The sequence below is a fragment of the Halovibrio variabilis genome, assembly GCF_007991175.1.
GTDB classification, from domain to species: Bacteria; Pseudomonadota; Gammaproteobacteria; order Pseudomonadales; family Halomonadaceae; genus Vreelandella; species Vreelandella variabilis.
In genome coordinates this window covers 375811-400941 of record NZ_BJXV01000002.1, presented here as the reverse complement: position 1 = coordinate 400941, position 25131 = coordinate 375811, and the positions used below count along the sequence as shown (strand labels likewise).

The window sequence follows — 25131 nt, the reverse complement described above, 5'->3', positions numbered from 1 at the left end:
TAACTTTTGGGGCGTTAAACCCACCGCGAAACGCCTCCAGGTCGCTCAGCCATGTCACTCTTTTAAGGGACTCTTTTAATGACTGTCATATCCGCCACTCAAGAAAATCCGAGCCGTGAAAGGGCCGAGGCGACTATCCTGGCTGCCGCCGAGGAGGTGTTTGCTCAGCACGGTTACCGCGGCGCGAGCTTACAAGCGATTGCGGATCGCGCCGGTTTGCCAAAAGCCAATATTCTCTATTACATGGGCAGCAAGCAGGCGCTGTATGTACGTCTGCTCAACCGTATGATGTCGCGTTGGAATGCAGTTTTGGAAGATATCACCCCTGAAAGTGATCCTCATACGGTGTTAAGCGACTTTATTCGCACCAAGATGGTCCTTGGGCAGCGCTATCCCAAAGGCTCAAAATTATTTGCGGCGGAAATTTTAGCCGGTGCACCGTTTCTGAATGAGTATTTAGCGGGTGAATTACGCGAGTGGGTAGCCTCGCGCGCGGCGATCATGCGCGAGTGGTCGGCACAAGGAAAAATGGACGCGGTAGACCCCCGCTGGCTAATTTTTCTGATTTGGTCTTCAACCCAGCATTACACTGAATATAGCGCTCAGGTGAGCGGTATTCTAGGCCGAGATGCGTTAACCGAAGATGATCTTGAATCCATCTCCGTCTTTCTAGAGCACGTTATTCTAAAAGGCTGCGGGGTCAGTGTACCGGCACCCAAGCCAAGTGCTAACGCTCCCCAGGTGAAAAAGTGAGCCTCAGATGAGCGTTTTACCGATTGATCAGCATCTTGAGCATGTGCAAAGTATCTTAACCCACAGTAACCGGCTTGTGCTGATTGCCCAGCCTGGCGCGGGGAAGACCACGCGTGTTCCGCTAACGCTGCTCAAGGCCGACTGGGCTGGCGGTCAAAAGCTGCTGTTGTTAGAACCGCGGCGTGTCGCTGCGCGTCTCGCGGCAACCTATATGGCCCAGCAATTGGGGGAAAACGTTGGTCAAACGGTGGGCTACCGAATGCGCGGCGACAGCTGTGTGAGTGCGCATACCCGTTTAGAAGTAGTTACCCAGGGCGTGCTTACACGCATGCTACAGGATGACCCGTTATTAGAGGGCGTGGCCGGGATCATTTTTGATGAATTTCACGAGCGCAGCCTGGAGGCCGATGTAGGCTTGGCGCTGGCACTGGATGTGCAAACCAGCATTCGTGACGACTTGCGCTTACTGGTGATGTCGGCAACCTTGGATATTGAAGCGCTCAAGCGGGTATTGGGTGAGCAGGTGCCGGTCATTGAGTGCCATGGGCGCCAGTTTCCGGTAACGACGGCTTATCGTCCTTCGCTAAGTGGTGAAGAGAGCGTCAGCCACGCGCTTCGGGTGGCCGAGGAAGCGCTATCACTGCCAGATACCCAGGACATACTGGTCATCTTGCCCGGTGTCGCTGAAATTAATCGCTTAGTTCAGGTGCTGGAAAAGACGCGGCCTCACCTGGCGATTCGGCCGCTGCACGGCAGAATGAGTATTGCTGAACAGCAGTTAGCCCTGGCGGCGAACACATCCAAGCAGCGAATTATTGTCTCCACCGCTATCACCGAATCGAGCATTACCGTAGATGGTGTGAGCGTGGTGATTGACGGTGGCTTAGAGCGCGTACCGCTTTTTCAGCCGCGCACCGGGCTTACCCGTTTAACCACGCGGCGGATTAATCGTGCCAGCGCTGATCAACGGCGGGGGCGAGCGGGGCGTCAACGCCCTGGGCTGTGCTTTCGCCTCTGGGCCCAAGAGCAGACCCTGGTGCCCTTCGGCGAGCCCGACATTCAGCAAGCGGATCTCTCTGGCGTTGTCCTTGAGTTAGCCAGCTGGGGAGTTGCATCGCCAAGCGAGCTGCAATGGGTAACGCCGCCACCTGAAGGTGCCTGGCAACGTGGTCAGTCACTGCTTGTGCAGCTTGGCGTGTTAGACGAACAGCAACGGCTGACTCAGTTGGGTAGCCGTTGCGCTAAGTGGCCTGTTGAGCCGCGGATAGCCGTTATGCTCGAGCGTGCTGCTGATTTACAAGCAGTGCCGCTGGCCTGCGCGTTAGCGGCGCTGCTGGAGGAGCGCGACAGCGCTGAGCGGTCACTGCACAATGCCTTAGCACTGCGGCTGCGTCAGTCTCAGCGTTTTCCCAACTGGCAGCGAGAAGCGCTCAAGCTGGCAAAGCGAGCGGGGGTCGCGCTCAGGGCCGCCAGTCCAGAGCCGCTTGGCCCGCTTTTAGCGTTGGCGTACCCGGACCGAATCGGCCAACAGATAAGCCCGGGTACCTTTCGCCTCGCCAATGGCAAAACCGTCACGCTGTCGTTAAACGATGCATTGGCCCATCAGGCTTATGTAGTCGCTGTGGCCTTAAATAGCGCGGCAGGCGATCAGGCGCGGATGATTACCGGTGAGCCGTTAAACGTGGTGTCATTGATGGCGCTCTATCCTGAGAGTCGCCAATGGCAGGCGCGGGTGGCGTGGTCCCAGCAGGACGGCCGTTTAATCGGTGAAGAAGTGCAGGCCCACGCAGGCTTGGTGCTGGCTAGGCGACCTTTGGCTCACTTACCTGAGGACGCCGTTATACAAGCGCTGTTAACGGCCGTGCGCCAACAGCCATGGCGGTTATTTAGCGATAAGCTACAGCAACTGCGTGGGCGAATGGCATTGCTACGCTCAAGCCTAGGCGATGCTTGGCCTGACTGGTCGGAGCAGACGCTAATGGCATCGTTAGAGCGTTGGTTAACGCCTTATCTGACAGGAATCAAGCGGCTAAATCAACTTGAGAAACTGCCTTTTGAACACTACTTATTGAGTACTTTAAGCTGGCCGCAGCAGAGCGAATTTGAGCAGTTAACCCCGCTCGCGGTTGCTGTGCCGAGTGGCAAGTGGGTCGCACTGGATTACCTACCTTGTCTCGAGCAGCGTCCGCCCGTGCTGGCCTTAAAGCTGCAAGAAGCGTTCGGTTGGCAGACAACGCCCACCGTCGCAAATGGCACGGTGGCGGTGATGATTCATCTGCTCTCGCCAGCCCGCCATCCGCTGCAAGTCACCCAGGATTTAGCCAGCTTTTGGCAAAATAGCTATCCCCAGGTACGCAAGGAGATGCGTGGTCGTTACCCAAAACACCCCTGGCCAGAAAACCCGCTGACGGCGGTCGCCACGGCCAAGACCAAGCATCGAACGGCTAAGTAATCGGTTATTCAGCCCCTGCGCCGCAAGAGCACTTTTTCAATTTCAATTATCAGGTAAATCGCGAGGCTAGCTACTAAGATCGCTAACCAGTGGATAATACGCAGCCCTTCACTGGCGAAGATGAGCTGCATAAAGGGCAAATAAGTGAATGCCATCTGCAGCAGCATCACCAGGCCAATGGCGCACCACACCGGGCGGCTGCCGAAGATGCCGTTAAGCGAGCAGGTGCTAGCGATCAAAAAGCGGCTATTAATTAAATAAGCAGCGGTTCCCGTTACCAGCATATTGACCGCCCCCGAGCGGGCCAGGGCAATGCTTTCGCCTTGGGCGAGTAGCCAGGAAAAAATACCAAAAACACCTGCTAGCAGTAATATCGACACGAAGATGACGCGCCAGAGCAGAAACATATCCAACAAGGCTGCGTTCGGATCGCGGGGCTGGCGCTCCATCAAATCAGCTTCGCCGTGTTCAAAAGCGAGGGCTAACCCCAGGGTAATGGCCACCACCATGTTGACCCAAAGGGCTTGTAGCGGTGTTATCGGTAGCGTTGAACCGGCTAGCACGGCCAGCATAATGGCCAAGCCCTGGCCACCATTAGTGGGCAAAATAAACGTAATTGTTTTACGAATGTTATCGTAAACCTTACGCCCTTCTTTAATCGCCTTGACGATGGTGGCGAAGTTATCGTCAGCCAGCACCATTTCAGCGGCCTCCTTGGCGGCCTCCGTGCCTTGAATGCCCATGGCGACGCCAACATCGGCGCGTTTTAATGCCGGGCCATCATTGACGCCGTCACCGGTCATGGCGCACACACCGCCGCGAGCCTGCATGGCTTTTACCAGCCTGAGCTTATGCTCAGGGGAGGCGCGAGCGAAAACATCAACCTCTACGATAATGTCTTCAAGTTCGGCATCCGACATTGATTCGATTTCCCGCCCGGTAACGGCACGCTCGGTTTGTGAAAAACCCAGCTGCTTGGCGATGGCTTTGGCGGTGGCCGCATGGTCACCGGTAATCATTACCGGACGAATGCCCGCGGCTAAGCATTGCTCCACCGCCTCAATGGCCTCCTCGCGGGGCGGATCAAGCAGGCCGATAATGCCCAGTAGCGTTAGCCCTTGTTGTAACGTCTCATGCTCAAGTGGCTGTTCGCTTGTTGCCAGTACCTCTGCGACAGCCAATACCCTCAAACCGCGAGAGGAGAGAACGTCAATACGCTCCTCCCAAACGCTATTTTCAAGTGGTGAAGTACCAGATTCATCGCGCACTTGGCTACACATTTCTAGCAGTCTGTCAGGCGCTCCTTTAATCAGCACACGGCGCTTTTCGTCAATGGTGTGCACGGTGGCCATGTACTTATGTTCAGACTCGAACGGAATCGCATCAAGGCGAGGATGGTCTTTACGCAGCGGCTGGACATCAATTCCGGCTTTCTCCGCGGCGACGATCAGCGCGCCTTCGGTGGGATCGCCTTGGATGCTAAATAGGTCTTCTTTATGAACGAGTTCTGCATCGTTACAGAGGGTCGCTACGCGCAGAAAGTAACTAAGCGCTGCGTCTTCGTCAGCACTGGTGTGATCTTTTTGACGGTTACCGTCTGCATCGAGTTGATAAAAGTTACCTTCAGGCTCAAAGCCGATACCGTCGATGGCATAGCGCGTATTGGCCAGCCAGATAGCTTGGGCGGTCATCTCATTACGCGTTAATGTACCGGTTTTGTCTGAGAAAATAGCTGAAATAGAACCGAGAGTGTCCACTGCGGGGAGCCGGCGGATAATGGCATTTTGTTTCGCCATGCTTTGCACGCCAAGCGCAAGGCCGATGGTGACAATAGCGGGTAGCCCTTGGGGAATGGCCGCCACTGCCAAGGCAACGGCGGCCATAAACATCTGGGCGGCGGGTTGGCCGTGGATGACAGCCCCAAGTAAAGCAGTGAGCCCAGCGGCGCCAAGAATAAAGAAGGCTAACAGCCGTCCTGCGCGATCCAGCTGTCGCAGCAGCGGTGTCTTCAGCTGCTCAACGCCGCGCAAAAGTTCAGAAATTTTGCCAATTTCAGAGTGACTGCCCGTGGCAACCACTAAGCCTTTAGCAGTACCTTGCACGACCATCGTACTGGCGTAAGCCATCGAGCTACGATCAGCGAGATCGGCATCTGCTGCTGCCGGCGAGGTTTGTTTTTCGACAGGCACAGATTCGCCGGTCAAAGCCGCTTCGTCGGTACAAAAACGTCTGGTTTCAATTAAGCGCAAGTCAGCGGGGACACGATCGCCGCTTTCAATAAGCACGATATCACCGGGCACTAATGATTCAGCAGGCACCGTGCTGCGCTGCCCATCGCGTAAAACGTTGGCCTGAGGGGAGAGCATATTGCGTATGCTTTGCAGCGATTTTTCCGCTTTTCCTTCTTGTAAAAAACCAATCAGGGCAATGATCACAACGACGCCAACAATGGCCGCTGCATCTAGTACATGGCCTAACAAGAGGCTGGCAATGGCGGCGGCGATCAAAATGAGCATGAGGATATTGTTGAACTGATCGAAAAGCCGTTTATACCAGGAGCGGCCTTGCGCTTGTTGAATCAGATTGGGCCCACCGCTGGCTAGCCGCTCAGCGGCTTCTTGGTTGGATAAACCTTCTGACGCAGTGCGTTGTCGAGTTAATGCAGCATTGATGCTACAGCTATGCCAAGGCGACTCTTGTGTTTCAGTATTTGGCGTCGTCACTCGTCAATACCCCACTGTGGCCAAGTTATGACCTAAGCATAGAGTATTTTTGCTGCAATGCAGTGATTGAGAGCAAGGAAGGTGTGGTTAATTGAAAACAGGGCGCATTATACGTGCCTGATCGGCTAATCCGGTCTTATTCAGGGATTTCGTCTGGAATACGGTAGCGTACACCGTCTACCCGTTCTTCTTCGTAGCGTTGATTTTCCTCTTCAGGCACAACGCCGATAACGGTTTCCTGAGAGCCGTCCGGCCATGTATACGTCGTACAACCGGTGAGTAGCAGTGGAACAATCACCCATAACGTATTGATGGGTAATGCGAGGCGGCGCTTTAGCATAAGGCACTCCTTGGGTGGCGCTGATTCTAACAATGAGCTGAGTATCGCATACTGAGAAATCATAGGTGGCTATTTTACTGGCTGTAAATGGGTAGATCTTTCCTCTGTATCATTGATGCCTGCTTATGATAAAAATGATTTGTCATTAATGCTGAAATAAACGCAAGCGTGTAAATTGCATTGGAGGTTCTATGTGGTCGGTGGTGAAGTCGGTTTTAGCAGCTTTGCTAGGCGTTCAGAGTAACCAACAGCGGCAGGAAGACTTCAGCAGCGGCAAACCCACCGCGTACATAGTCACGGGGATCGTGATAACGCTGCTGTTCATTTTGGTGCTTATTTTCCTGGCAAGGTTTGCCGCCCGCTGAAAAGCGTTGATAGTGCTAAATGACCAAAACGTGACGAATGCCACATATTTTCTATACTGCTAATATCTGATTTAACTTTGCGCTAATTTAACGATAAGCAATAACAACAATAATCCTGGCTGGAGGTGTCTATGCATTCATGGTGGCGGTGGCTATCAGTCATATCCTTGGCGATGGGTATTTCACAGGCTCAGGCGAATGGCTGGAATATGCCCATTGGGGTGACCGATACGAGCGGCGACATCTACGGCCTACATATGACCATCTTTTGGATATGCGTCGTAATTGGTGTGCTGGTATTTGGGGCGATGTTCTATTCCCTGTTTCGCTATCGCTATTCCAAAGGCGCCAAAGCCTCCCACTTCCATGAGCACACTGGTGTCGAAGTATTGTGGACCGTCATACCACTGCTGATTCTTGTCGGTATGGCGGTTCCCGCCACCGCCACCTTAAAGGATATGTATGACTCCTCCGATGCTGAATTAGACGTCATGGTTACCGGCCAGCAATGGCGCTGGCGCTATGAGTACCTTGGCGAGGATGTGGCGTTCACCTCCAATATGAGTACGCCAAGAGCACAAATTAGTGGCGAAGAGACACGTGGGGAACATTACCTATTGGAAGTTGATGAACCGTTAGTCCTGCCGATTAACCGGAAAATACGCTTACTGATGACGTCAGACGATGTCATTCACTCTTGGTGGGTGCCGGATTTAGCCGTCAAGCAAGACAGCATTCCTGGTTTTATTAATGAGAACTGGGTAAAGATTAACGAGCCGGGTATCTATCGTGGCCAGTGTGCTGAGCTATGCGGTATCGACCATGGGTTTATGCCGGTGGTAGTTCACGCAATGGAAGAGGCGGCGTTTGAGGACTGGCTGATCGGGCGAAAAGAGGCGGCTGCCGAAAAGGCCATGGGAGTTGACCGCGAGTGGGCAATGGCAGAGCTAGCAGAGCGGGGCGAGTCAGTTTACCAATCGATCTGCTCGTCTTGTCACCAAGTCGATGGACAAGGGTCGCCGCCAGCATTTCCTGCGTTAGCTAATAACGAACAGTTGATTAGCGATGTAGATTGGCATATTGATAAGGTTTTGAATGGGGTGTCCGGTGCGGCAATGCCTGCTTTTCGAAGCACCTTGAATCCCGTTGAAATTGCCGCCGTGGTTACCTACACGCGCAATGCGTGGGGTAACGATACCGGCGATGTCGTGCAGCCCTCAACCGTGGCTGAACAAATTTCTGAGTAAAAACAGGTTTGCCACAATCGACGACTACAATAATTTTTCTCGGAGAGACGTATGGCGCCCAAACTACCACCACAGCCTCCCTTGCAACACAGCACAACGGCTGTCGCCGATGGGCAGGCCCATGGCCATGCGGCACCGCCAAAAGGTATTTGGCGCTGGCTGCTAACCACGAATCATAAAGAAATCGGCACCCTTTATTTGATTTTCTCGCTGACGATGTTTTTTATCGGCGGAATATTTGCCCTAGTGGTGCGTGCTGAGCTCTTTCAGCCCGGCTTGCAGTTGATAGAGCCTGAATTTTTCAACCAAATGACCACCATGCATGGTCTGATCATGGTATTCGCTGCTGTGATGCCAGCCTTTACTGGGCTAGCTAATTGGATGATACCGCTTCAAATTGGCGCGCCGGATATGGCGTTGCCCCGCTTGAATAACTTTAGTTTTTGGCTGCTGCCGGTGGCCTTTACGCTGCTACTTTCAACGCTGTTTATGCCAGGCGGCGGCCCTAATTTTGGCTGGACCTTCTATGCACCGCTGTCGACGAATTACGGACCACCCTCGACTACCTTCTTTATTTTGGCGCTGCATATTGCCGGTATTAGCTCGATTTTGGGCGCGATCAACATTATTGCCACTATTTTGAATATGCGTGCGCCAGGCATGCGTTTAATGGATATGCCGCTATTTGTTTGGACATGGCTCGTCACCGCCTTTCTGCTGATTGCGGTAATGCCGGTATTAGCGGGCGTGATCACCATGATGCTGATGGATATTAATTTTGGCACTAGCTTCTTTAATGCGGCAGGCGGTGGCGATCCTGTGCTATTTCAGCACCTGTTCTGGTTCTTTGGCCACCCTGAAGTGTACATCATGATCTTGCCCGCCTTTGGTATTGTCTCGGCGATCATCCCCACCTTTGCACGTAAGCCGCTGTTCGGTTACGCATCCATGGTATATGCCACGGCCGCCATCGCGCTGTTGTCATTTTTGGTCTGGGCTCACCATATGTTTGTGGTGGGGCTACCCTTGGTGGCGGAGCTGTTCTTTATGTATTCCACCATGCTGATCGCCGTGCCTACTGGGGTAAAGGTGTTTAACTGGATTACCACCCTATTTCGTGGCTCGATTAGTTTTGAATCACCGATGCTGTTTGCGCTTGCCTTTGTGGTGTTGTTTACCATCGGTGGTTTTTCAGGGTTGATGTTGGCGATTGCTCCGGCGGACTTTCAATATCACGACACCTACTTTGTGGTGGCTCACTTTCACTATGTGCTGGTGCCTGGGGCTATTTTTGCCATCATGGCAGGGGTCTATTACTGGTTGCCGAAATGGACAGGGCATTATCCCAATGAGCGGTTGGCCCAGTGGCATTTTTGGTTCTCGGTGATTGGTGTCAATCTGACCTTTTTCCCCATGCATTTCGCGGGCTTGGCGGGTATGCCAAGGCGTATCCCCGACTATGCCCTGCAGTTCGCCGATTTCAATTTGCTATCCAGTATCGGCGCGTTCTTCTTCGGCGCATCACAGCTGCTATTTGTGCTGGGCGTCATACTCTGTGTACGTGGTGGCAAGAAAGCACCGGCTAAAGCTTGGGAGGGAGCAGTAGACCTAGAGTGGTCGGTACCCAGCCCTGCTCCACTGCACACCTTTGAAACGCCACCCGTGTTTCATCGTGCTTCCACCTAAATCACATCGGCCACCCGGCCAATGAGGTGTTATGGACAGTCGAGACCAAGCACAAGTGGGGGTCCGCCGCACGGTGATAAGAACAATCGCCGTGCTGATTGGCATGTTTGCGTTTGCCTTTGCACTGGTCCCTTTATATGACGTTTTTTGCCGCATTACGGGTCTAAACGGCAAGGTTGACGCGACTGCACAAAGCATTGTGCATGAGGAGGTGGATGAAACCCGTGTGATTAATGTGCAATTTATCACCAGGGGGAGCCCCGGCTTGCCGTGGCGGATGAGTGTTGAAACGCACCAGATGAGTGTGCATCCAGGGCAAATGGCGGAAGTGGATTTTACCTTTACCAACAATAGCCATAGTGAAAATTGGGGTAGGGCGGTACCTAGCGTGTCACCCTCAAATGCCACGCCTCACTTGCGTAAAATCAGCTGTTTCTGCTTTCAGGAGCAGCATTTACAAGGGAATGAGCGTTTGACCATCCCGCTTGTTTTCCAATTGGCGAGAGATCTCCCTGCCGATATTAATACTGTTACGCTGGTGTATACCCTGTATCCGGTAGCGCATGAGATTCAAAACGCCTCGCTGGATAGCCTCCTTAATGACCATCCTAAGTACGATTTTAACAACGACTCAAACAACAATTCCAACAAAACCCAAGTGTCGGGAGAAACGATATGAGCGGTGGTAGCTATTACGTTCCGGCGAGTAGTCGGTGGCCTGTTCTTTGCTCAGTGGCGCTGGGTGCCATGATGGTGGGTACCGGTATTACGTTGGTTTATGGCACCGGGTTGCCACTGTTATTGATTGGCTTGATAGGGGTTATAGCGGTGATGGGGTTCTGGTTTCGCGACGTGATCAGTGAATCCCAGGGGGGGCTATACGACGAGCAAATGGAGCGTTCTTTTCGCTGGGGAATGGGCTGGTTTATTTTTTCGGAATTGATGTTTTTTGTGGCATTTTTCGGTGCGCTATTTTACGTGCGTATGTTTGCCATCCCTTGGTTGGGTGGTGAAGGTGCAAAAGGGGTATCCGCCTTGCTGTGGCCTGACTTTGTACCAACATGGCCGCTTTTGAGTCCTCCCGATACAGCCATTGAAGGGCCTCAGCAAGTATTTAGCCCCTGGCAACTGCCGTTGGTGAATACACTGATTTTGATTACTTCCAGTATTACTTTAACGGTGGCACATGAAGCCTTAAAGGTGGGGTATCGGCGCACATGCCGCAACTGGCTAGTCGGCACCGTACTGTTAGGGTGCTGCTTTATCATGATTCAGGGCGTTGAGTACTACGAGGCTTACGCCCATTACGGGATTACCCTGGAAGCCGGGATTTTTGGTGCGACATTCTTTATCTTGACCGGTTTTCATGGGCTGCACGTCATTATTGGCACATTGATTCTAGCCACCATGCTGGTGCGTATTCAGAAAGGCCATTTTGGCGATGAAAACCACTTTGGTTTTGAAGCCTCTTGCTGGTACTGGCATTTCGTTGACGTGGTCTGGGTGGGGTTATTCATTTTTGTCTATGTGGTTTAACCCTTAGCCGAGTTGGCCGGACCAAAAGCCGAAGATAATCAGGGCCATAAGCAAGCAAGCCAACCCAATACGCCACTTTAGAGCGACAAGCAGTCGGCGTGAGGAAGCGCGATCACGCAATAAAAAGCCTGCTCCCATGGCCAGACTGATGACCATCGCTAGGAAGACTGCGGCAATGAGTAGTTGTAACCACATGATAAAAACCTCTCGGCAATGGCGTTTTTTTAGTTGGTATCTGTTCTGGAGTTTACTCGTGGCATTAGGTACCTGCTTAGGACTATGGCAGTGGGAGCGGGCAGATGACAAGCGCTTGGCGGTCGTTGAACGTGAGTCGGCACCGACGCTGATAGCGCCCACGACGCCGCCAGCGCAGGGCGCAGAAATTACCTTGCAGGGGGAGTACTTGGCCGAACACACGCTTTATTTGGATAATCGTGTCGTAGATGGACGCATTGGCGTGGCGGTGCTAACCCCTTTACGCGACAGCCATGGGCAACTTTGGTTGGTGCAGCGGGGGTTTTTGGCCACAGGACCTCATCGCCGCCCACCAGAGACGGCGACGCCGAGCGGCAGGGTTGAGTTGACCGGCGAGTGGCAAAAAGTACAGGCGGGCGGGCCGCTGTATGGTGATAACAGGGAAGGCTCAAGGCTGCAGCAACTAAGCCTTGAGCCCTGGCAGCCTACGTTGGGATCATTTAGCTATGCGGGCTGGCTGCATGCAGAAGAGGGGGATGGGGTGTTAATCCCCTGGTGGGAAGCCAGCGTTATGCCACCCAGTCGGCATGTGGGCTATGCGTTTCAATGGTGGGGCCTAGCACTGGCGGCCTTGGTCGTCATGTTTGTCGGTGGTCTTCGGTTACGACGCGATACGAGTCAATGAAAGGCGCCATGCCTTAAGTCATCAAAATACGAGTCCATAACAATAAAGCAGGGGAAGAATGACATGCAGGATACCAAACACATTCGCCGCCAGCGGCTCAAGTTAATCCTGATTTTTGCGATATTCGCGGCGCCTATGCTGACTGCTTGGGCAATGGTTGAGCTACGCATTGGTATTCCGGACCAACATACGGCTCATGGGCAGGTGGATTTGGCATTACCTATGCTTGATGAATGGCCTTTAACAACATCGGCGGTCGATGATCAGCAAGCGTGGATTTTGGCATTCGACTGCGCCCAGCAATGCGAGCAGCGTAAGGATGAGTTTTGGCGCCTACACCGCGCGTTAGGCCGTGAAGCGCCGCGGCTAACCCGCCTGAGAATCGGTGGGGACCCTGAGCCGCTACCCGGTGAGATGACCAGCCAATGGCGTCATTTTCCCCCTTGGCGGGAAGACAATTCAGTGTGGTTACTCGATCCTAGGGGGCGGCCAGCACTGGCATTTGATGCCAGTGTGGCGGCGGGGGATGTGCTTGACGATATTCAGTACTTACTTAAAGTTAATCCTCAATAAAGTGCGCTAGCCTCAACCGTTGTTAAGGAAACGCCATGCACGATTCAAGTGAGCGCCGCTTACGGTGGCTGGTGCAACTAACGTTATTAGGCACTGTATTGACTGCGGTGGTGATGTTGGTGGGGGCCTGGACGCGCTTGGTAGATGCCGGCTTAGGCTGCCCCGATTGGCCGGGTTGCTACGGACAGTTACTGGTGCCTGACAGTGAGCTTGCCACACTGCGTCATCCAGACGTGCCTCTGGAGCCCTTCAAAGCCTGGGTGGAAATGGCTCATCGCTATATTGCCAGCTTGTTAGGGATAGTGGTCCTAGGCGTTGTGGCATTAGGCTGGCCGCTGCGCCAGTGTCGTCACTATCCATGGCGAGTAAGTTTAACGCTGTTGGGCGTTATTTTGCTGCAAGGCGCCTTTGGCGCCTTCACGGTGACTCTCCAGCTATGGCCCCAAGTCGTCACTCTTCATCTGTTAGGAGGGCTGAGCGTACTGCTGCTGTTCTTTTGGCTGCACCTGCGCCTGCGGCGCGTATTGGCTGGCCCCAAGGGCGAGCGTCAGCGCGGTAATGCTTGGTGGGTCGTGGCGGCTGTGTTGTTAGTCCTGCAGTTGGCACTAGGCGGCTGGGTATCCAGCAACTATGCCGGTATCGCTTGCCAAGGATTTCCTACTTGCAATGGTCAGTGGTGGCCCGAAATGGATATTAGTGAGGGGTTTCATCTTACCCAAACGGTGGGGCCTAATTATCTTCATGGGCAGTTGCACGCAGATGCGCGCAGCGCCGTTCAGTTTGTTCACCGTGTAGGGGCGCTGTTGTTAGGTATTGGGCTGTTGGCGCTATGGTGGCGCTATCGGCAATGGCAGGGCGTCGCTAGGCCGCTGATGATCGTGGTTGGATTATATGCACTGCAGGTCGCTTTAGGCGTGGCCAACGTGTGGCTATGGCTCCCCCTGTGGCTGGCGCTGCTGCACACAGCTGGCGCTATTGCCTTAGCCATGGGGTTTGTTTGGGCCTGGTGGCATTGGCGTCATCAAGCATTGAGCGCGAACACAACAACAAACTATTCACGCTATAGCGACGTTGTCGCTTAACCAAAGGGGGCATTGGCATGCGAAATACAACCATGACGCTACCAGCGAGATTGCCGACGGTGATGTGGGGCTGGAAAGAGTTACTGGGTCTCTGCAAACTCAACGTCGTGGCTGTGATGCTCGTGTGTACCGCGGTGGGAATGGCATTAGCCACGCCGGGCCTGCCACCGCTAAACAGCGTGTTTGCCGGTTTAGTCGGCATCGGGTTAGCTTCTTGCGGGGCTGCCGCTTTTAACCATATTTTAGATCGTCATCTAGATGCGCTGATGAGCCGTACGTCACGGCGTCCCGTGGCGAGTAAGCGTTTGCCGGTAGCGGTCGCATTAGGCTGGGCATGCCTTCTGTCCAGCGTCGGCTTGGCGCTATTAGCGTGGCAGGTTAATGTCTTAACGGCGACGCTAACCTTTGCCTGCCTGATTGGCTATGCGTTGATTTATACAGCTTTTCTTAAACGCGCGACGCCGCAAAACATCGTGATTGGCGGTGTAGCCGGGGCGGCTCCTCCCTTATTAGGGTGGGTGGCAATAACCGGCCAAATCACGCCAGAACCACTGCTGCTCATGCTGATTGTTTTTGCTTGGACACCGCCGCATTTCTGGTCGCTAGCGATTCATAAGCGTGATGATTACGCGCGTGCCGGTATCCCTATGTTGCCGGTCACCCACGGCATTCCTTTTACGCGGCTGCAAATTTGGCTGTACGGCTGGTTAACCGTATTAACCACGTTAATGCCGGTGATGATCGGTATGAGCGGCACCCTCTATTTATTCGCTGTGCTATGCCTTAACGCTCGGTTTATGTTTTGGAATTGGAAAGTCTGGCGAGGGCAAGATCCCAGCGCGCCTATCAATGCGTTTTGGTTTTCCATTCGTTATCTGCTGAGCGTTTTTGGGGCGCTGTTGTTCGATCACTATGCAACGGCGCTGGCTTGGTGAGCCAATAGGGAACCATATATAGAGGCTATTAGCCGATCGGTGGTATAAGGGTGTACAATTTTTGTTAAGTAATTTACACGCTTAACAAGGAGTTTTATGAACTCAACAATTGCGATAGTTTTATTGGTGGTGGCATTGGCGGTCATTGTAGGCCTATGCTTCTACGCTTGGCACCTACGTAAAGAGGTTCGCCGCCGAGAAGCGTATCGACGCGACGAAGACATGCGCGCGCAAAGTAATAGTTTAGAAAATCTTGATTATGTAGCAAGCGCATTGGTTCAGGAACAGGTCGATATTACCGAGGGGGCCTGGCGTTGTAAGGTACTGTTGGAAATTATCGATTCGAGCCTGACCGAAAAGCCCGAATTTGCAGCGTTTGCAGAGCACTACAACCGCACTAGCCACTTGAAAACTCACTCGGCCCGTCAACAACTGACCCCCCGTGAGCGTATGCAAGAAGACAAAGAGCGGTTAATAGTAGAAGATGACATGCGCAAACCCGTATTGCAGGCCGCCCAGGCCGTATTGACATGGCGTGCTAAAGGTCCTGGTGCCCTGCATTAAAATCACGTATGAGGGGTCTGGCGCTGCTCAAGGTATAGCAACTATGTTTTAGCGCCGCTTTTTTTAGTGCTCGTTGCGGCAATTTTGCTATGCTAATTGATGTCAGTATCAGCAAGAAGTTGATATCTTGGCATGGTTGTCTTCTGGCGCTGAAGCGTTGATGATAGGCATACGTTTTGCATTGCCTAAGCATGTTGTGTTTAGTAATGCCGAACAAGCGAAAAAATGGATGCTCTCGCAATAAGAAGCATTGGATAGATTTGGCCAATTATGGTCATTTCAGCATTGGATCAAGAAGGAGTCTTGCATGAAAAAATCAACCACTGGCTTGCTAATCGGTTCCGCACTGGTAGTCGGCCTTTCTGGCTGCGCCAGCTCGGCGTCGCAGTCTTCCGGTCAATCAAGCGCGAGTAGCGATCGTAGCTGGTACCAGCACCCTGCAGTATGTGGCTTAGCTGGCGGTGTTATCGGCGGCAGCATTGGCTATGCTACCAGCGGTAGTTCTGATGAAACGAACGGTTCAGCAACAGGTGCTGCTGCCGGTGCTGCTATTGGCGGTTTGCTATGTGCTGACCGCACGCCTGAGCCGGTTGTACCCCAGTGCCCGAGTTACGGTGAAGTGCCTGCTGGTGTTGCCGTTGATGCCGAGGGTTGCCCGCTAGATTCTGACGGTGACGGCGTGCCGGATTACCGTGACCAGTGCCCAGGCACACCGGCTGGCGTTGCAGTAAATGCCAACGGTTGCCCGCTTGATTCTGATAATGACGGTGTGCCGGATTATCGTGACCAGTGCCCGAATACGCCTGCTGGCGTAGAAGTAAACGCTCTGGGTTGCCCGGACAGCGTTGTTCTACAGGAAGTTAACTTCGAATTTGACTCTGCACAGCTGACTTCTAACGCGCGTAGCGTGTTGAACGGTGTCGCTGAGCGTCTGGTTAACAACCCTAATGTACGTGTCAGCATCGAAGGGCACACTGACTCACGCGGTTCTGACGAGTACAACAAAAACTTGTCACAAGAGCGTGCCCAGTCTGTAGCAGCTTACCTTGCTAGCCGCGGTGTAGCGTCTAATCGCATGCGTGCGGTAGGTTACGGTGAAGAGCGTCCGATCGCCTCTAACGAGACGGAAGAAGGTCGCTTTCAGAACCGTCGTGTTGAACTGGATGAGTGGAACTAAGTTCGCGTCAATAGAGCGTTCTTTTCGCTGACCGTGTGTAGCGGTTAGCGGGCAAGTTTCAAGTAAAACTAAACGGGAGGCTTCGGCCTCCCGTTTTATTTTAAGCAGTAGGTAAGTCTGCTAAGATTGCCGCTGTTTTTACCTCGTAACGCCTTATATGCCTCCCAAGACCATTGATAGTGAAATGTGATCCTTGGTATGGACCACCACTGCGCTCAAGGAACCTGAATGCCTATTGTGACACTGCCCGACGGCAGTCAAAGAACGTTTGAAGCACCGCTTTCCATTATGCAGCTTGCAGAATCCATTGGCCCTGGTTTGGCTAAGGCCTGCGTTGCTGGGAAGATAGACGGTGTACCAGTGGATGCCGCAGACCTTATTGAGCAAGATGCTCACGTGGCCATTATTACCGCGCGGGATGCAGAAGGGTTGGAGATTATCCGCCACTCCTGCGCGCATTTGTTGGGCCACGCGGTTAAACAGATGTACCCCGACGCTAAAATGGCGATCGGACCAGTGATTGATGATGGCTTCTACTACGATATCGAATTCGGTCAATCGGTAACGCCGGAAGACCTGGAAACGATTGAAGCCCGCATGCAGTCATTGATCGATCGCGAGTACGATGTGGTGCGCGAATACGTTGATCGCGACCAGGCAATGTTGACCTTTTTGCACCGTGACGAGCCTTACAAGCAAGAGATCATCCGCGATATTCCCGATGATGCAACGATTAGGCTCTATCATCACGAAGAGTATGTCGATATGTGCCGCGGGCCGCACGTGCCGAATACCCGTCACTTAAAAGCTGTCAAGCTGACTAAGCTAGCCGGCGCCTATTGGCGCGGCGACGCTGCTAACACCATGCTGACGCGTATCTACGGCACCGCATGGGCCGACAAGAAGCAGTTAAAGGCGTACCTCAAGCGCCTTGAAGAAGCAGAAAAGCGTGACCACCGTAAGCTGGCGCGCAAGATGGACTTGTTCCATATCCAGGAAGAAGCGCCCGGCATGGTATTTTGGCACCCCAATGGCTGGACGATCTACCAAGCCCTGGAAGACTACATGCGCAAGGTTCAGCGCGAGCATGGCTATCAGGAGATTAAAACGCCGCAGGTGGTTGATCTCTCGTTATGGAAAAAGTCAGGTCACTGGGGCCACTACAGTGAATTGATGTTCACCACCGAGTCGGAAAAACGCGAATACGCGGTAAAACCGATGAACTGTCCTTGCCATGTGCAGGTCTTTAATCAAGGGCTGAAAAGCTACCGGGACTTACCGCTGCGTTTGGCCGAGTTTGGTAGCTGCCATCGCAATGAACCTTCCGGTTCGCTGCATGGTCTGATGCGCGTGCGTGGCTTTACCCAAGACGATGCGCATATCTTCTGTACCGAAGGGCAAATTCAAGCGGAAGCGGAAGATTTTATAGCGCTAACGCTGCAAGTGTATAAAACGCTTGGCTTTGAAGACGTGGAGCTTAAGCTGTCTACGCGCCCTGAAGACTTCCTGGGCGAGGCTGAAATGTGGGATCAGGCTGAACAGGGACTGGAGGCGGCGTTGAACGCAACGGGCTTAGCCTGGGATCTGCAGCCGGGCGAGGGTGCCTTTTATGGCCCTAAAATTGAGTTTGCGTTGCGCGATTGTCTGAATCGTGTCTGGCAATGTGGTACTCTACAGCTCGACTTTAATCTGCCAGGGCGCTTAGGGGCTCAATACGTTGACGAAGACGGCGTACGCAAGACCCCGGTAATGCTTCACCGTGCGATTTTAGGCTCCTTCGAGCGTTTCTTGGGGATTCTAATTGAGCATTATGCGGGTGCTATGCCATTATGGCTTGCGCCACAGCAGGCGGTAGTCATGACTATCACCGATTCGCAGCGCGACTATGCGCTTGATTTGGAGAAACGTCTGCAAAAAAGTGGCTTGCGGGTTAAAGCGGACTTGAGGAACGAGAAGATCGGCTTTAAAATCCGTGAGCATACACTACAGAAAGTTCCCTATCTCCTGGTGGTAGGAGATAAGGAAGTCGAAGCTGACTCAGTGGCCGTGCGAACACGCAGCGGCGAAAACCTCGGTACAATGACGGTCGATGAATTTATTGAACGCCATACTGTCGAGAGAGCAGCCCTGGCGACATCGTCAATTGCCTAAGGAGACGGAACGATCAAGAGAAGCAACCAGCGCGGGCGTCCAGCCGACAAGCGCCCACCAATGAACGAGCGAATTGTTGAAGAAGAAGTACGCTTAATCGGTAGTGACGGTGAGCAGTTGGGTGTTGTGCCCACCACCGAAGCGCTAGAGAAAGCTGCTTCTGAAAACTTGGATCTCGTGCAAATTTCGAATGCCGATCCCATCGTCTGTAAGATTATGGATTACGGCAAATTCGTTTTTGAGACCAAAAAGCAGAAAGCGGCTCAAAAGAAGAAGCAGAAGCAAATCCAGGTTAAGGAAGTTAAATTCCGTCCTGGCACCGACGAAGGCGATTATCAGGTCAAGCTTAAAAATCTGACGCGCTTTTTGGAAGGTGGTGACAAGGGCAAAGTCACACTGCGCTTCCGTGGTCGTGAAATGGCGCACCAGGACATCGGCCGTAAGCTGATGGAAAGGATCGCGGCAGACCTGGAAGAGATCGGAGTGGTAGAGTCTTTCCCGAAAATGGAAGGGCGCCAGATGATCATGATTATTGCCCCGAAAAAGAAGTGATCCAACGGCGTTGTCAACGGGCCACCGCACAGCCGGTGGTCGGCCCTGGGTTTTCTAAAAAATATCGAGCGGAGTATCTCTCATGCCGAAAATCAAAAGTAACAGTGGCGCTGCGAAGCGCTTCAAAAAGACTGCTAATGGCTTTAAGCACAAGCAGTCTCACCGTAGCCACATCCTGACCAAGAAAACGACCAAGCGTAAGCGTCAACTGCGTGGTATGAAACAGATTCACGCATCTGACAAAGCGCTCATCCAGCGTATGCTGCCGAATCTATAAGTCGGGTTTTCGTTTTTCTGAGCGCCCCTTTTGTGTGCCTCAGCCTTAAAGTCAGGAGTGTGTTATGACTCGAGTTAAACGTGGCGTAGTAGCACGTCGTCGCCATAAAAAAGTATTGAAACTTGCTAAAGGTTACTACGGAGCTCGTTCGCGTGTTTTCCGCGTTGCCAAGCAAGCCGTTATTAAAGCGGGTCAGTACGCTTACCGTGACCGCCGTAACCGTAAGCGCCAGTTCCGTGCGCTATGGATCCAGCGTATTAACGCCGGTGCACGCGTCAACGGTATGTCTTACAGCCGCTTCGTAGGCGGTCTTAAGAAAGCCGGTATCGAAATCGACCGTAAAGTATTGGCCGATTTGGCAGTACACGAGAAGGCTGCATTTGCTGCCATCGTGGAAAAAGCCAAGGCTGCCCAATAAGGTAGTTTGCGCTGGGTTAATGCCCGTGCAACGTACCTGAGGTCATTGCAGAGTGACCCATCCAGGGGAAGAGCAGCCGCTCTTCCCCTGTTTTTTGTTACCTTCAACGTGCCACGCCATCTTCATGGATGGACGCCGCTTAATTCGGAGTGAAACGGATGGATCACCTTCCTACTCTGGTATCTGAGGCGCGCGACGCCATTCAGGCCGCGCAGAGTGTCGCCGCGCTAGACGAGTTACGAGTACGCTATTTAGGTAAGAAAGGTGAAGTAACCGCCTTGCTGAAAGGCCTGGGCAAGCTTTCTGCTGATGAACGCCCGGCCGCGGGTGAGCGTATTAATCAGGCCAAACAGACCCTGGCCGATGAAATCGACGCTAAGCGCCAGGAGCTTGAAAGCGCGGCGCTGAATACTCGTTTGGCCGCCGAACGTATTGATGTCACCTTGCCTGGGCGAGGCCAGTCAAGCGGCGGCTTGCATCCCGTGACGCGGACGCTCGAGCGTATCGAAGGGCTGTTCACGCGCATTGGCTATGACGTGGCCCTCGGCCCCGAAATTGAAGATGACTATCACAATTTCGAAGCGCTCAATATTCCCGCGCATCACCCGGCCCGTGGCATGGCGGATACCTTCTATTTTGATGCCACGCGTTTGCTACGTACCCATACCTCGCCGGTACAGGTGCGCACGATGAAAGACAGTGAGCCGCCCATTCGCATTGTTTGCCCAGGGCGCGTCTATCGTAGCGATTCAGATTTGACCCATACGCCCATGTTCCACCAAGTGGAAGGTTTACTGGTCGATGAAGACGTCAGTTTTGCTGACCTGAAAGGCACGATCGAAGACTTTCTTCAGGCATTTTTTGAGCGCGATGACCTCTCAGTACGCTTTCGTCCCTCTTATTTCCCCTTTACTGAGCCGTCTGCCGAAGTGGATATTCAGTGCGTCATGTGCAGCGGTGCAGGTTGTCGTGTTTGTTCCCATAGCGGCTGGCTGGAGGTCATGGGTTGCGGCATGGTGCATCCTGAAGTCTTCCGTCATTCGGGTATCGACGCTGAGCGCTATACCGGCTTCGCCTTTGGGATGGGGGCAGAGCGTCTGGCGATGCTGCGCTATGGCGTTAATGACTTACGTTTATTCTTTGAAAACGATTTGCGTTTTCTGCGTCAATTCGCTTAAGCCCGCTGTCGGAGACAGGAACAACCATGAAATTTTCAGAACAATGGCTGCGGGAGTGGGTGTCGCCGCAGTTGGATACCCAGGCAATTGCCGACCAAATTACCATGGCGGGCTTGGAAGTCGACGCCGTTGAGCCAGTGGCTGCCGCCTTCAGCGGCGTAGTGGTGGCAGAGGTGCTGAGCAAAGAGAAGCACCCTGACGCCGATAAACTCAATGTCTGTAGCGTTGACGACGGTAGTGGCGAACCTGTGCAGGTTGTTTGCGGGGCGCCCAACGTCGCTGTCGGTCAGAAAATTCCCTTTGCCCAGGTGGGTGGCGTGCTGCCGGGCGACTTCAAGATTAAAAAAGCCAAGCTGCGCGGCGTCGAGTCACGCGGGATGATCTGTTCAGCTTCCGAGCTGGGGCTTGAAGAGGAGGTATCGCCGGGCATTTTGGTGCTGTCGGCGTCAGCGCCGGTGGGCGTTGATTTCAGACAGTTCATGCAGCTTGACGACATGACCATTGAGGTCGACCTGACGCCCAATCGCGGCGACTGCCTAAGCATTAAAGGCTTGGCACGTGAAGTGGGTGTGCTAAACCGTTTGCCGGTCAATGGGCCCACCATAGCGCCGGTGGCTGCTGAAATTGAGGACAGCTTTCAGGTTAGTATTGAAGCACTCGAACAGTGTCCGCGTTATATCGGCCGCGTTATCAAAGGTGTCAATGTTAACGTCGATACCCCGCTGTGGATGGTCGAGCGGTTGCGCCGCAGCGGCGTGCGCTCTATTGACCCGGTGGTAGACGTTACCAACTACGTGATGCTGGAGCTAGGCCAGCCGCTGCATGCTTTTGACCGTGACAACCTAGAAGGTGGCATGGTGGTTCGCATGGCCACGCCAGGCGAGCGTTTAACGCTGCTTGACGGTAGTGATATCGCGCTACGCCCGGAAACTCTGGTAATTGCTGATCATTCCGGCCCGCTCGCCATGGCAGGGGTGATGGGCGGTGAAAACTCCGGCGTCAATGAAAATACGCAGACTATTTTTCTTGAATCGGCGTTTTTTACCCCGCTCGCAATTGCCGGTCAGGCGCGTTCTTACGGCTTGCACACCGATGCCTCGCACCGTTTCGAGCGCGGTGTTGATCCTCAGTTAACGCCCGTTGCCGTCGAGCGGGCCACCCGGCTTTTGTTGGATATCTGCGGCGGCCAGGCTGGGCCTGTCGTCGAAGCGCAAAGTGCTGAACATATGCCTGCGGAGCGTTCGATTGTGTTGCGCAGTGCGCGTTTAGAAAAAGCGCTTGCCAAGGCGCTCGACAGCGATGATGTGACCGATATTTTGCAGCGCCTAGGGCTTGACGTCAGCGTGCAGGAGGCCGGTTGGGCAGTCACCGCACCCAGCTGGCGTTTTGACCTGACGATCGAAGAAGACCTGATCGAAGAAGTAGCCCGCGTTCACGGCTATAATAATTTACCCGTGCGGCGTCCGGCAGCGCGGCTTGCGCTGCGTTCTGCCGACGAGGCGACACTTACCCAGGCACTGCTTCGCCGTCAGATGGTTGCCCGTGGTTTTCAAGAGGCGATCACCTACAGCTTTGTTGCCCCTGAACTGCAAGCGGCCATGTTGCCAGAAGCCGTCTCGCCGGTGCTGGCTAACCCTATTTCCGCCGATTTGTCGGTGATGCGTGCAAGCCTGTTTCCAGGCCTGGTGCGCACCATGGAGTACAACCTCAATCGTCAACAAACCCGCGTGCGGCTGTTTGAAACCGGGTTAGTTTTTAACGGCGAGTTGGACGCGCTATCACAAGTGCCCATGCTGGGTGCGCTGGTGTGTGGTCCGCGCGAGGCTGAAGGCTGGAGTGGGGCTAAGCAGCGTGTGGACTTCTATGATCTGAAAGGCGACCTGGAGAGTTTGCTGGCGTTGGGGGGCGACGCCGAGGCCTGGCGCTTCGAGCCGGCTGAGCATCCTGCTCTTCACCCAGGGCAAAGTGCTCAGTTACTGCATAACGACGAGCCAGCAGGCTGGATTGGCACCCTGCACCCCCAGGTGCGTGCTACGCTGGGTTTAAAGATGGATGCCGTGCTGTTTGAGGTCCGCCTGGATGCCCTGAGCCAGGGCCAGATTCCGGCTTTCGAGCCGCTTTCGCGCTTTCCAGAGGTGCGACGCGATTTGGCGTTTATACTTGAGGAGGCGACGCCTGTGCAGGCGCTGCTGGATTGTGCCAAGCAGCAGGCGGGGGCGTACCTGCAAGACATCAAGCTATTTGACGTCTATTCAGGTAAAGGCGTACCCGAAGGGCACAAGAGTATTGCATTGGGCTTGACCTGGCAGCATCCATCGCGCACGCTAAACGATGAGGAAATCAATCAGTTGGTCGATTCAATCGTGACACAAGTGCGTGTCAAGCTGGAGGCTGAGCTGCGCGGCTAAAAAGTACCTAAATAAAGACTTACCTAAGTGCTGTAGCCGCGTCACAATGCTTATCACGTTCTTGGCAATCTGTTGGTTACAAGGAGGGGTCTTATGGGTGCGTTGACCAAAGCAGAGCTAGCTGAACATTTACATGCGGAGCTAGCCCTGTCCAAGCGGGAAGCGAAAGCCATGGTCGAAGCTTTTTTCGAAGAGATTCGAGCCTGTCTACGTGAGAACGAGCAGGTAAAGCTATCGGGTTTCGGTAACTTTGATTTACGTGATAAGCGCGAACGTCCAGGCCGCAACCCAAAAACGGGCGAGGAAATTCCTATTTCCGCCCGCCGTGTGGTGACATTTCGGCCTGGCCAGAAGCTCAAGCAGCAAGTGGAGAACCATGCAGGCAGTTAGTAGCGTGCCGCGCATTGCACTTACCCACCAAGTAAGACATGCCGAGTAACGGTTTTACACTATATAAAAGAAGGAGTGCCTCTTGGGGTGCTCCTTCTTTTTTGGTCAGCCGGTTGTGCCGCTCCCGCTACATGCCATTGCCTTCAATCAACCAAGTAATCACCACCTTGATGACGTAGCCCAGCATACCCGCGCCCAGTACGACGAACAGCATAATGGTGCCAAACTTACCGGCATTCGACTTTTTGGCCAGGTCCCAGATAATAAAACACATAAATATCATTAAACCGCCAATCATTACCGGCGTGATCCAGGCCTCAAAAATCTGCTGCATAGGTGCTCCTAAGCGTTGCGTCTTGGCCACCCGTTGCGAGTGACGTGTTCCATCCTACCGAGTCATGTTAATATTTGAGCAAATTAATCGGGTATTTGTCGACTTGCGGGTTGGCACTGTGACACTTTGACAGGGGAGTGACGATGCCAAAGCTAAATATTCTAGTGGGTACGATGTATGGCGGCGCGATAGACGTTGCCGAGCAGGTGAAGCCTCAGTTTGAGGATGCGGGCTACACGGTCGCCATACTTGAGCAGCCATCGGTTGCGGATATTACCGGCGACGCTGATTTGGTACTGTTTTGTGTTTCGACTACCGGCAGCGGGGACTTTCCCGGCAATTTTGTACCTTTCGTGCGTAGCTTGCGGGAACAAAGCCCGTCGCTTACTTCGCTGCGCTATGGACTGATTGCGTTAGGCGATAGCTCGTATGGCGACACGTTTTGTGGCGCGGGAAGAGCATTAGATGCCCTATTGGAAGATCACGGCGCAACGCGTCTAGGCGAGCGCCTGGAAGTCGACGCCATGGAAACGTTTATGGCCGATGACGCTGCCATCCCCTGGGTTGAAGAGTGGATCGCGGGTCAGCAACTTAAGGTGGCGTAAACAATGCAACGAGTTGCCTATTCGCCGGAGCGCATCAGCGTGGCGTTTGGTTTGTGCGTGGTGATGCTCGCAGCGCTGCCCCGCTACATAGCCGGTGGCCATGAAACTCGCCAAACGTTGATCGTTATTGCCTTGGTGCTGGTTGCTTCAGCGGCGGCCATACAGTGGCGTATGGTGTCGACAGAAGCACGCCAAAGGCTGCCTAGCTTGCTCAAGCGGCTAGTCGTCATGATGCTGTTAGGCCTGCTGGTCATGGCGGGCTGGCACGCGCTGTTTACGGATTGGATCAGCTGGCAGGTGTTTATTTCTCATGGCGCCACCCTAGGGGTACTGATGCACGCATTGAGCCTATGGTGGACAGGTGCCCGCCAGACCGACTAGCGTTTGGCGGTGAAAATTGAACAGTCGCCGCACGCTTAGCAAAGCAGTAGAATAGTAGCGATCACGTGACATCGGGCTAATAATGATCATAAATACGCCCTAGAGCGGTTAATTGCTCGCGTAT

General features: G+C 53.6%; 26 protein-coding genes. 22 read left to right on the top strand and 4 right to left on the bottom strand.

The genetic code is table 11. The features are described from left to right. Positions 1 to 78 precede the first annotated feature (78 nt). Positions 79 to 753 (top strand): TetR family transcriptional regulator C-terminal domain-containing protein, encoded by a 675-nt coding sequence (locus HVA01_RS03805; protein WP_146873194.1) that lies wholly within the window; start codon positions 79 to 81, stop codon positions 751 to 753. 7 nt (positions 754 to 760) lie between these two features. After that, the gene (gene hrpB / locus HVA01_RS03800) at positions 761 to 3205 is read left to right on the top strand and encodes an ATP-dependent helicase HrpB (protein ID WP_146873193.1); all 2445 of its coding nucleotides are present in this window, start codon (positions 761 to 763) and stop codon (positions 3203 to 3205) included. An 8-nt stretch (positions 3206 to 3213) separates the two neighbouring features. On the opposite strand, the gene HVA01_RS03795 is transcribed toward hrpB, so the two are convergent. Together HVA01_RS03795 and HVA01_RS03790 are read right to left on the bottom strand one after the other, a co-directional pair. Then, the gene (locus HVA01_RS03795) at positions 3214 to 5928 is read right to left on the bottom strand and encodes a cation-translocating P-type ATPase (RefSeq protein WP_146873192.1); all 2715 of its coding nucleotides are present in this window, start codon (positions 5926 to 5928) and stop codon (positions 3214 to 3216) included. 136 nt (positions 5929 to 6064) lie between these two features. Next, positions 6065 to 6268, bottom strand: a complete 204-nt coding sequence (locus HVA01_RS03790; RefSeq protein ID WP_146873191.1) for a hypothetical protein — start codon at positions 6266 to 6268, stop codon at positions 6065 to 6067. Positions 6269 to 6459: 191 nt separating this feature from the next. On the opposite strand from HVA01_RS03790, the gene HVA01_RS03785 reads away from it, so the two are divergent. From HVA01_RS03785 to HVA01_RS03765, 5 genes are all read left to right on the top strand, one after another. Then, positions 6460 to 6633 carry a DUF2970 domain-containing protein gene (locus HVA01_RS03785; RefSeq protein WP_146873190.1) on the top strand — a complete coding sequence of 58 codons (174 nt, stop codon included), beginning with the start codon at positions 6460 to 6462 and terminating at the stop codon, positions 6631 to 6633. A gap of 131 nt (positions 6634 to 6764) precedes the next feature. Beyond that, the gene (gene coxB, locus HVA01_RS03780; protein WP_146873189.1) at positions 6765 to 7880 is read left to right on the top strand and encodes a cytochrome c oxidase subunit II; all 1116 of its coding nucleotides are present in this window, start codon (positions 6765 to 6767) and stop codon (positions 7878 to 7880) included. Positions 7881 to 7931: 51 nt separating this feature from the next. After that, positions 7932 to 9566, top strand: coding sequence for a cytochrome c oxidase subunit I (gene ctaD, locus HVA01_RS03775; RefSeq protein ID WP_146873188.1), 1635 nt, complete (start codon positions 7932 to 7934; stop codon positions 9564 to 9566). Between the two features lie 31 nt (positions 9567 to 9597). Then, positions 9598 to 10245 (top strand): cytochrome c oxidase assembly protein, encoded by a 648-nt coding sequence (locus HVA01_RS03770; RefSeq protein WP_146873187.1) that lies wholly within the window; start codon positions 9598 to 9600, stop codon positions 10243 to 10245. After that, complete coding sequence (locus tag HVA01_RS03765; RefSeq protein ID WP_146873186.1) at positions 10242 to 11102, top strand: cytochrome c oxidase subunit 3; 861 nt, start codon at positions 10242 to 10244, stop codon at positions 11100 to 11102. Before HVA01_RS03770 ends, HVA01_RS03765 begins: the two co-directional genes overlap by 4 nt. Before the next feature lie 3 nt (positions 11103 to 11105). On the opposite strand, the gene HVA01_RS03760 is transcribed toward HVA01_RS03765, so the two are convergent. Further along, positions 11106 to 11297 carry a DUF2909 domain-containing protein gene (locus HVA01_RS03760; protein WP_146873185.1) on the bottom strand — a complete coding sequence of 64 codons (192 nt, stop codon included), beginning with the start codon at positions 11295 to 11297 and terminating at the stop codon, positions 11106 to 11108. A gap of 58 nt (positions 11298 to 11355) precedes the next feature. On the opposite strand from HVA01_RS03760, the gene HVA01_RS03755 reads away from it, so the two are divergent. The 13 genes from HVA01_RS03755 to HVA01_RS03695 all read left to right on the top strand — a co-directional run bounded on the left by HVA01_RS03755 (position 11356) and on the right by HVA01_RS03695 (position 23687). Beyond that, positions 11356 to 11982 (top strand): SURF1 family protein, encoded by a 627-nt coding sequence (locus HVA01_RS03755; RefSeq protein WP_371860126.1) that lies wholly within the window; start codon positions 11356 to 11358, stop codon positions 11980 to 11982. Between the two features lie 63 nt (positions 11983 to 12045). Then, positions 12046 to 12555, top strand: coding sequence for a redox-active disulfide-containing membrane protein (locus HVA01_RS03750; RefSeq protein WP_146873183.1), 510 nt, complete (start codon positions 12046 to 12048; stop codon positions 12553 to 12555). A 35-nt stretch (positions 12556 to 12590) separates the two neighbouring features. Beyond that, positions 12591 to 13637, top strand: coding sequence for a COX15/CtaA family protein (locus tag HVA01_RS03745; protein WP_146873182.1), 1047 nt, complete (start codon positions 12591 to 12593; stop codon positions 13635 to 13637). Positions 13638 to 13654: 17 nt separating this feature from the next. Next, positions 13655 to 14572, top strand: coding sequence for a heme o synthase (gene cyoE, locus HVA01_RS03740; protein ID WP_146873181.1), 918 nt, complete (start codon positions 13655 to 13657; stop codon positions 14570 to 14572). A gap of 96 nt (positions 14573 to 14668) precedes the next feature. Then, on the top strand, positions 14669 to 15136 hold the full coding sequence (locus HVA01_RS03735; protein WP_146873180.1) for a DUF2489 domain-containing protein: 468 nt from the start codon (positions 14669 to 14671) through the stop codon (positions 15134 to 15136). A 307-nt stretch (positions 15137 to 15443) separates the two neighbouring features. Further along, positions 15444 to 16313, top strand: a complete 870-nt coding sequence (locus tag HVA01_RS03730; protein ID WP_146873179.1) for an OmpA family protein — start codon at positions 15444 to 15446, stop codon at positions 16311 to 16313. Positions 16314 to 16541: 228 nt separating this feature from the next. Continuing rightward, positions 16542 to 18464, top strand: a complete 1923-nt coding sequence (gene thrS, locus HVA01_RS03725) for a threonine--tRNA ligase (protein WP_146873178.1) — start codon at positions 16542 to 16544, stop codon at positions 18462 to 18464. A gap of 60 nt (positions 18465 to 18524) precedes the next feature. Next, positions 18525 to 19016, top strand: coding sequence for a translation initiation factor IF-3 (infC, locus tag HVA01_RS03720; protein ID WP_146873177.1), 492 nt, complete (start codon positions 18525 to 18527; stop codon positions 19014 to 19016). An 82-nt stretch (positions 19017 to 19098) separates the two neighbouring features. Next, entirely contained in the window at positions 19099 to 19293 is a 195-nt protein-coding gene (gene rpmI, locus HVA01_RS03715; RefSeq protein ID WP_007114345.1) for a 50S ribosomal protein L35, read from the top strand. Between the two features lie 64 nt (positions 19294 to 19357). Continuing rightward, positions 19358 to 19711 carry a 50S ribosomal protein L20 gene (gene rplT, locus HVA01_RS03710; protein WP_007114344.1) on the top strand — a complete coding sequence of 118 codons (354 nt, stop codon included), beginning with the start codon at positions 19358 to 19360 and terminating at the stop codon, positions 19709 to 19711. A gap of 158 nt (positions 19712 to 19869) precedes the next feature. After that, positions 19870 to 20889: a phenylalanine--tRNA ligase subunit alpha gene (pheS, locus tag HVA01_RS03705; RefSeq protein WP_146873176.1), complete on the top strand. Its 1020-nt coding sequence runs from the start codon at positions 19870 to 19872 to the stop codon at positions 20887 to 20889. Between the two features lie 26 nt (positions 20890 to 20915). Next, complete coding sequence (gene pheT, locus HVA01_RS03700) at positions 20916 to 23297, top strand: phenylalanine--tRNA ligase subunit beta (RefSeq protein WP_146873175.1); 2382 nt, start codon at positions 20916 to 20918, stop codon at positions 23295 to 23297. A 93-nt stretch (positions 23298 to 23390) separates the two neighbouring features. After that, positions 23391 to 23687 carry an integration host factor subunit alpha gene (locus HVA01_RS03695; RefSeq protein ID WP_146873174.1) on the top strand — a complete coding sequence of 99 codons (297 nt, stop codon included), beginning with the start codon at positions 23391 to 23393 and terminating at the stop codon, positions 23685 to 23687. 127 nt (positions 23688 to 23814) lie between these two features. Here HVA01_RS03695 and HVA01_RS03690 read toward each other — a convergent pair whose 3' ends face one another. Continuing rightward, on the bottom strand, positions 23815 to 24021 hold the full coding sequence (locus tag HVA01_RS03690) for a DUF2788 domain-containing protein (protein WP_146873173.1): 207 nt from the start codon (positions 24019 to 24021) through the stop codon (positions 23815 to 23817). Between the two features lie 143 nt (positions 24022 to 24164). On the opposite strand from HVA01_RS03690, the gene HVA01_RS03685 reads away from it, so the two are divergent. Then, positions 24165 to 24626 (top strand): flavodoxin domain-containing protein, encoded by a 462-nt coding sequence (locus HVA01_RS03685; protein ID WP_146873172.1) that lies wholly within the window; start codon positions 24165 to 24167, stop codon positions 24624 to 24626. A 3-nt stretch (positions 24627 to 24629) separates the two neighbouring features. Beyond that, complete coding sequence (locus tag HVA01_RS03680) at positions 24630 to 25007, top strand: hypothetical protein (RefSeq protein WP_146873171.1); 378 nt, start codon at positions 24630 to 24632, stop codon at positions 25005 to 25007. Positions 25008 to 25131 lie beyond the last annotated feature (124 nt).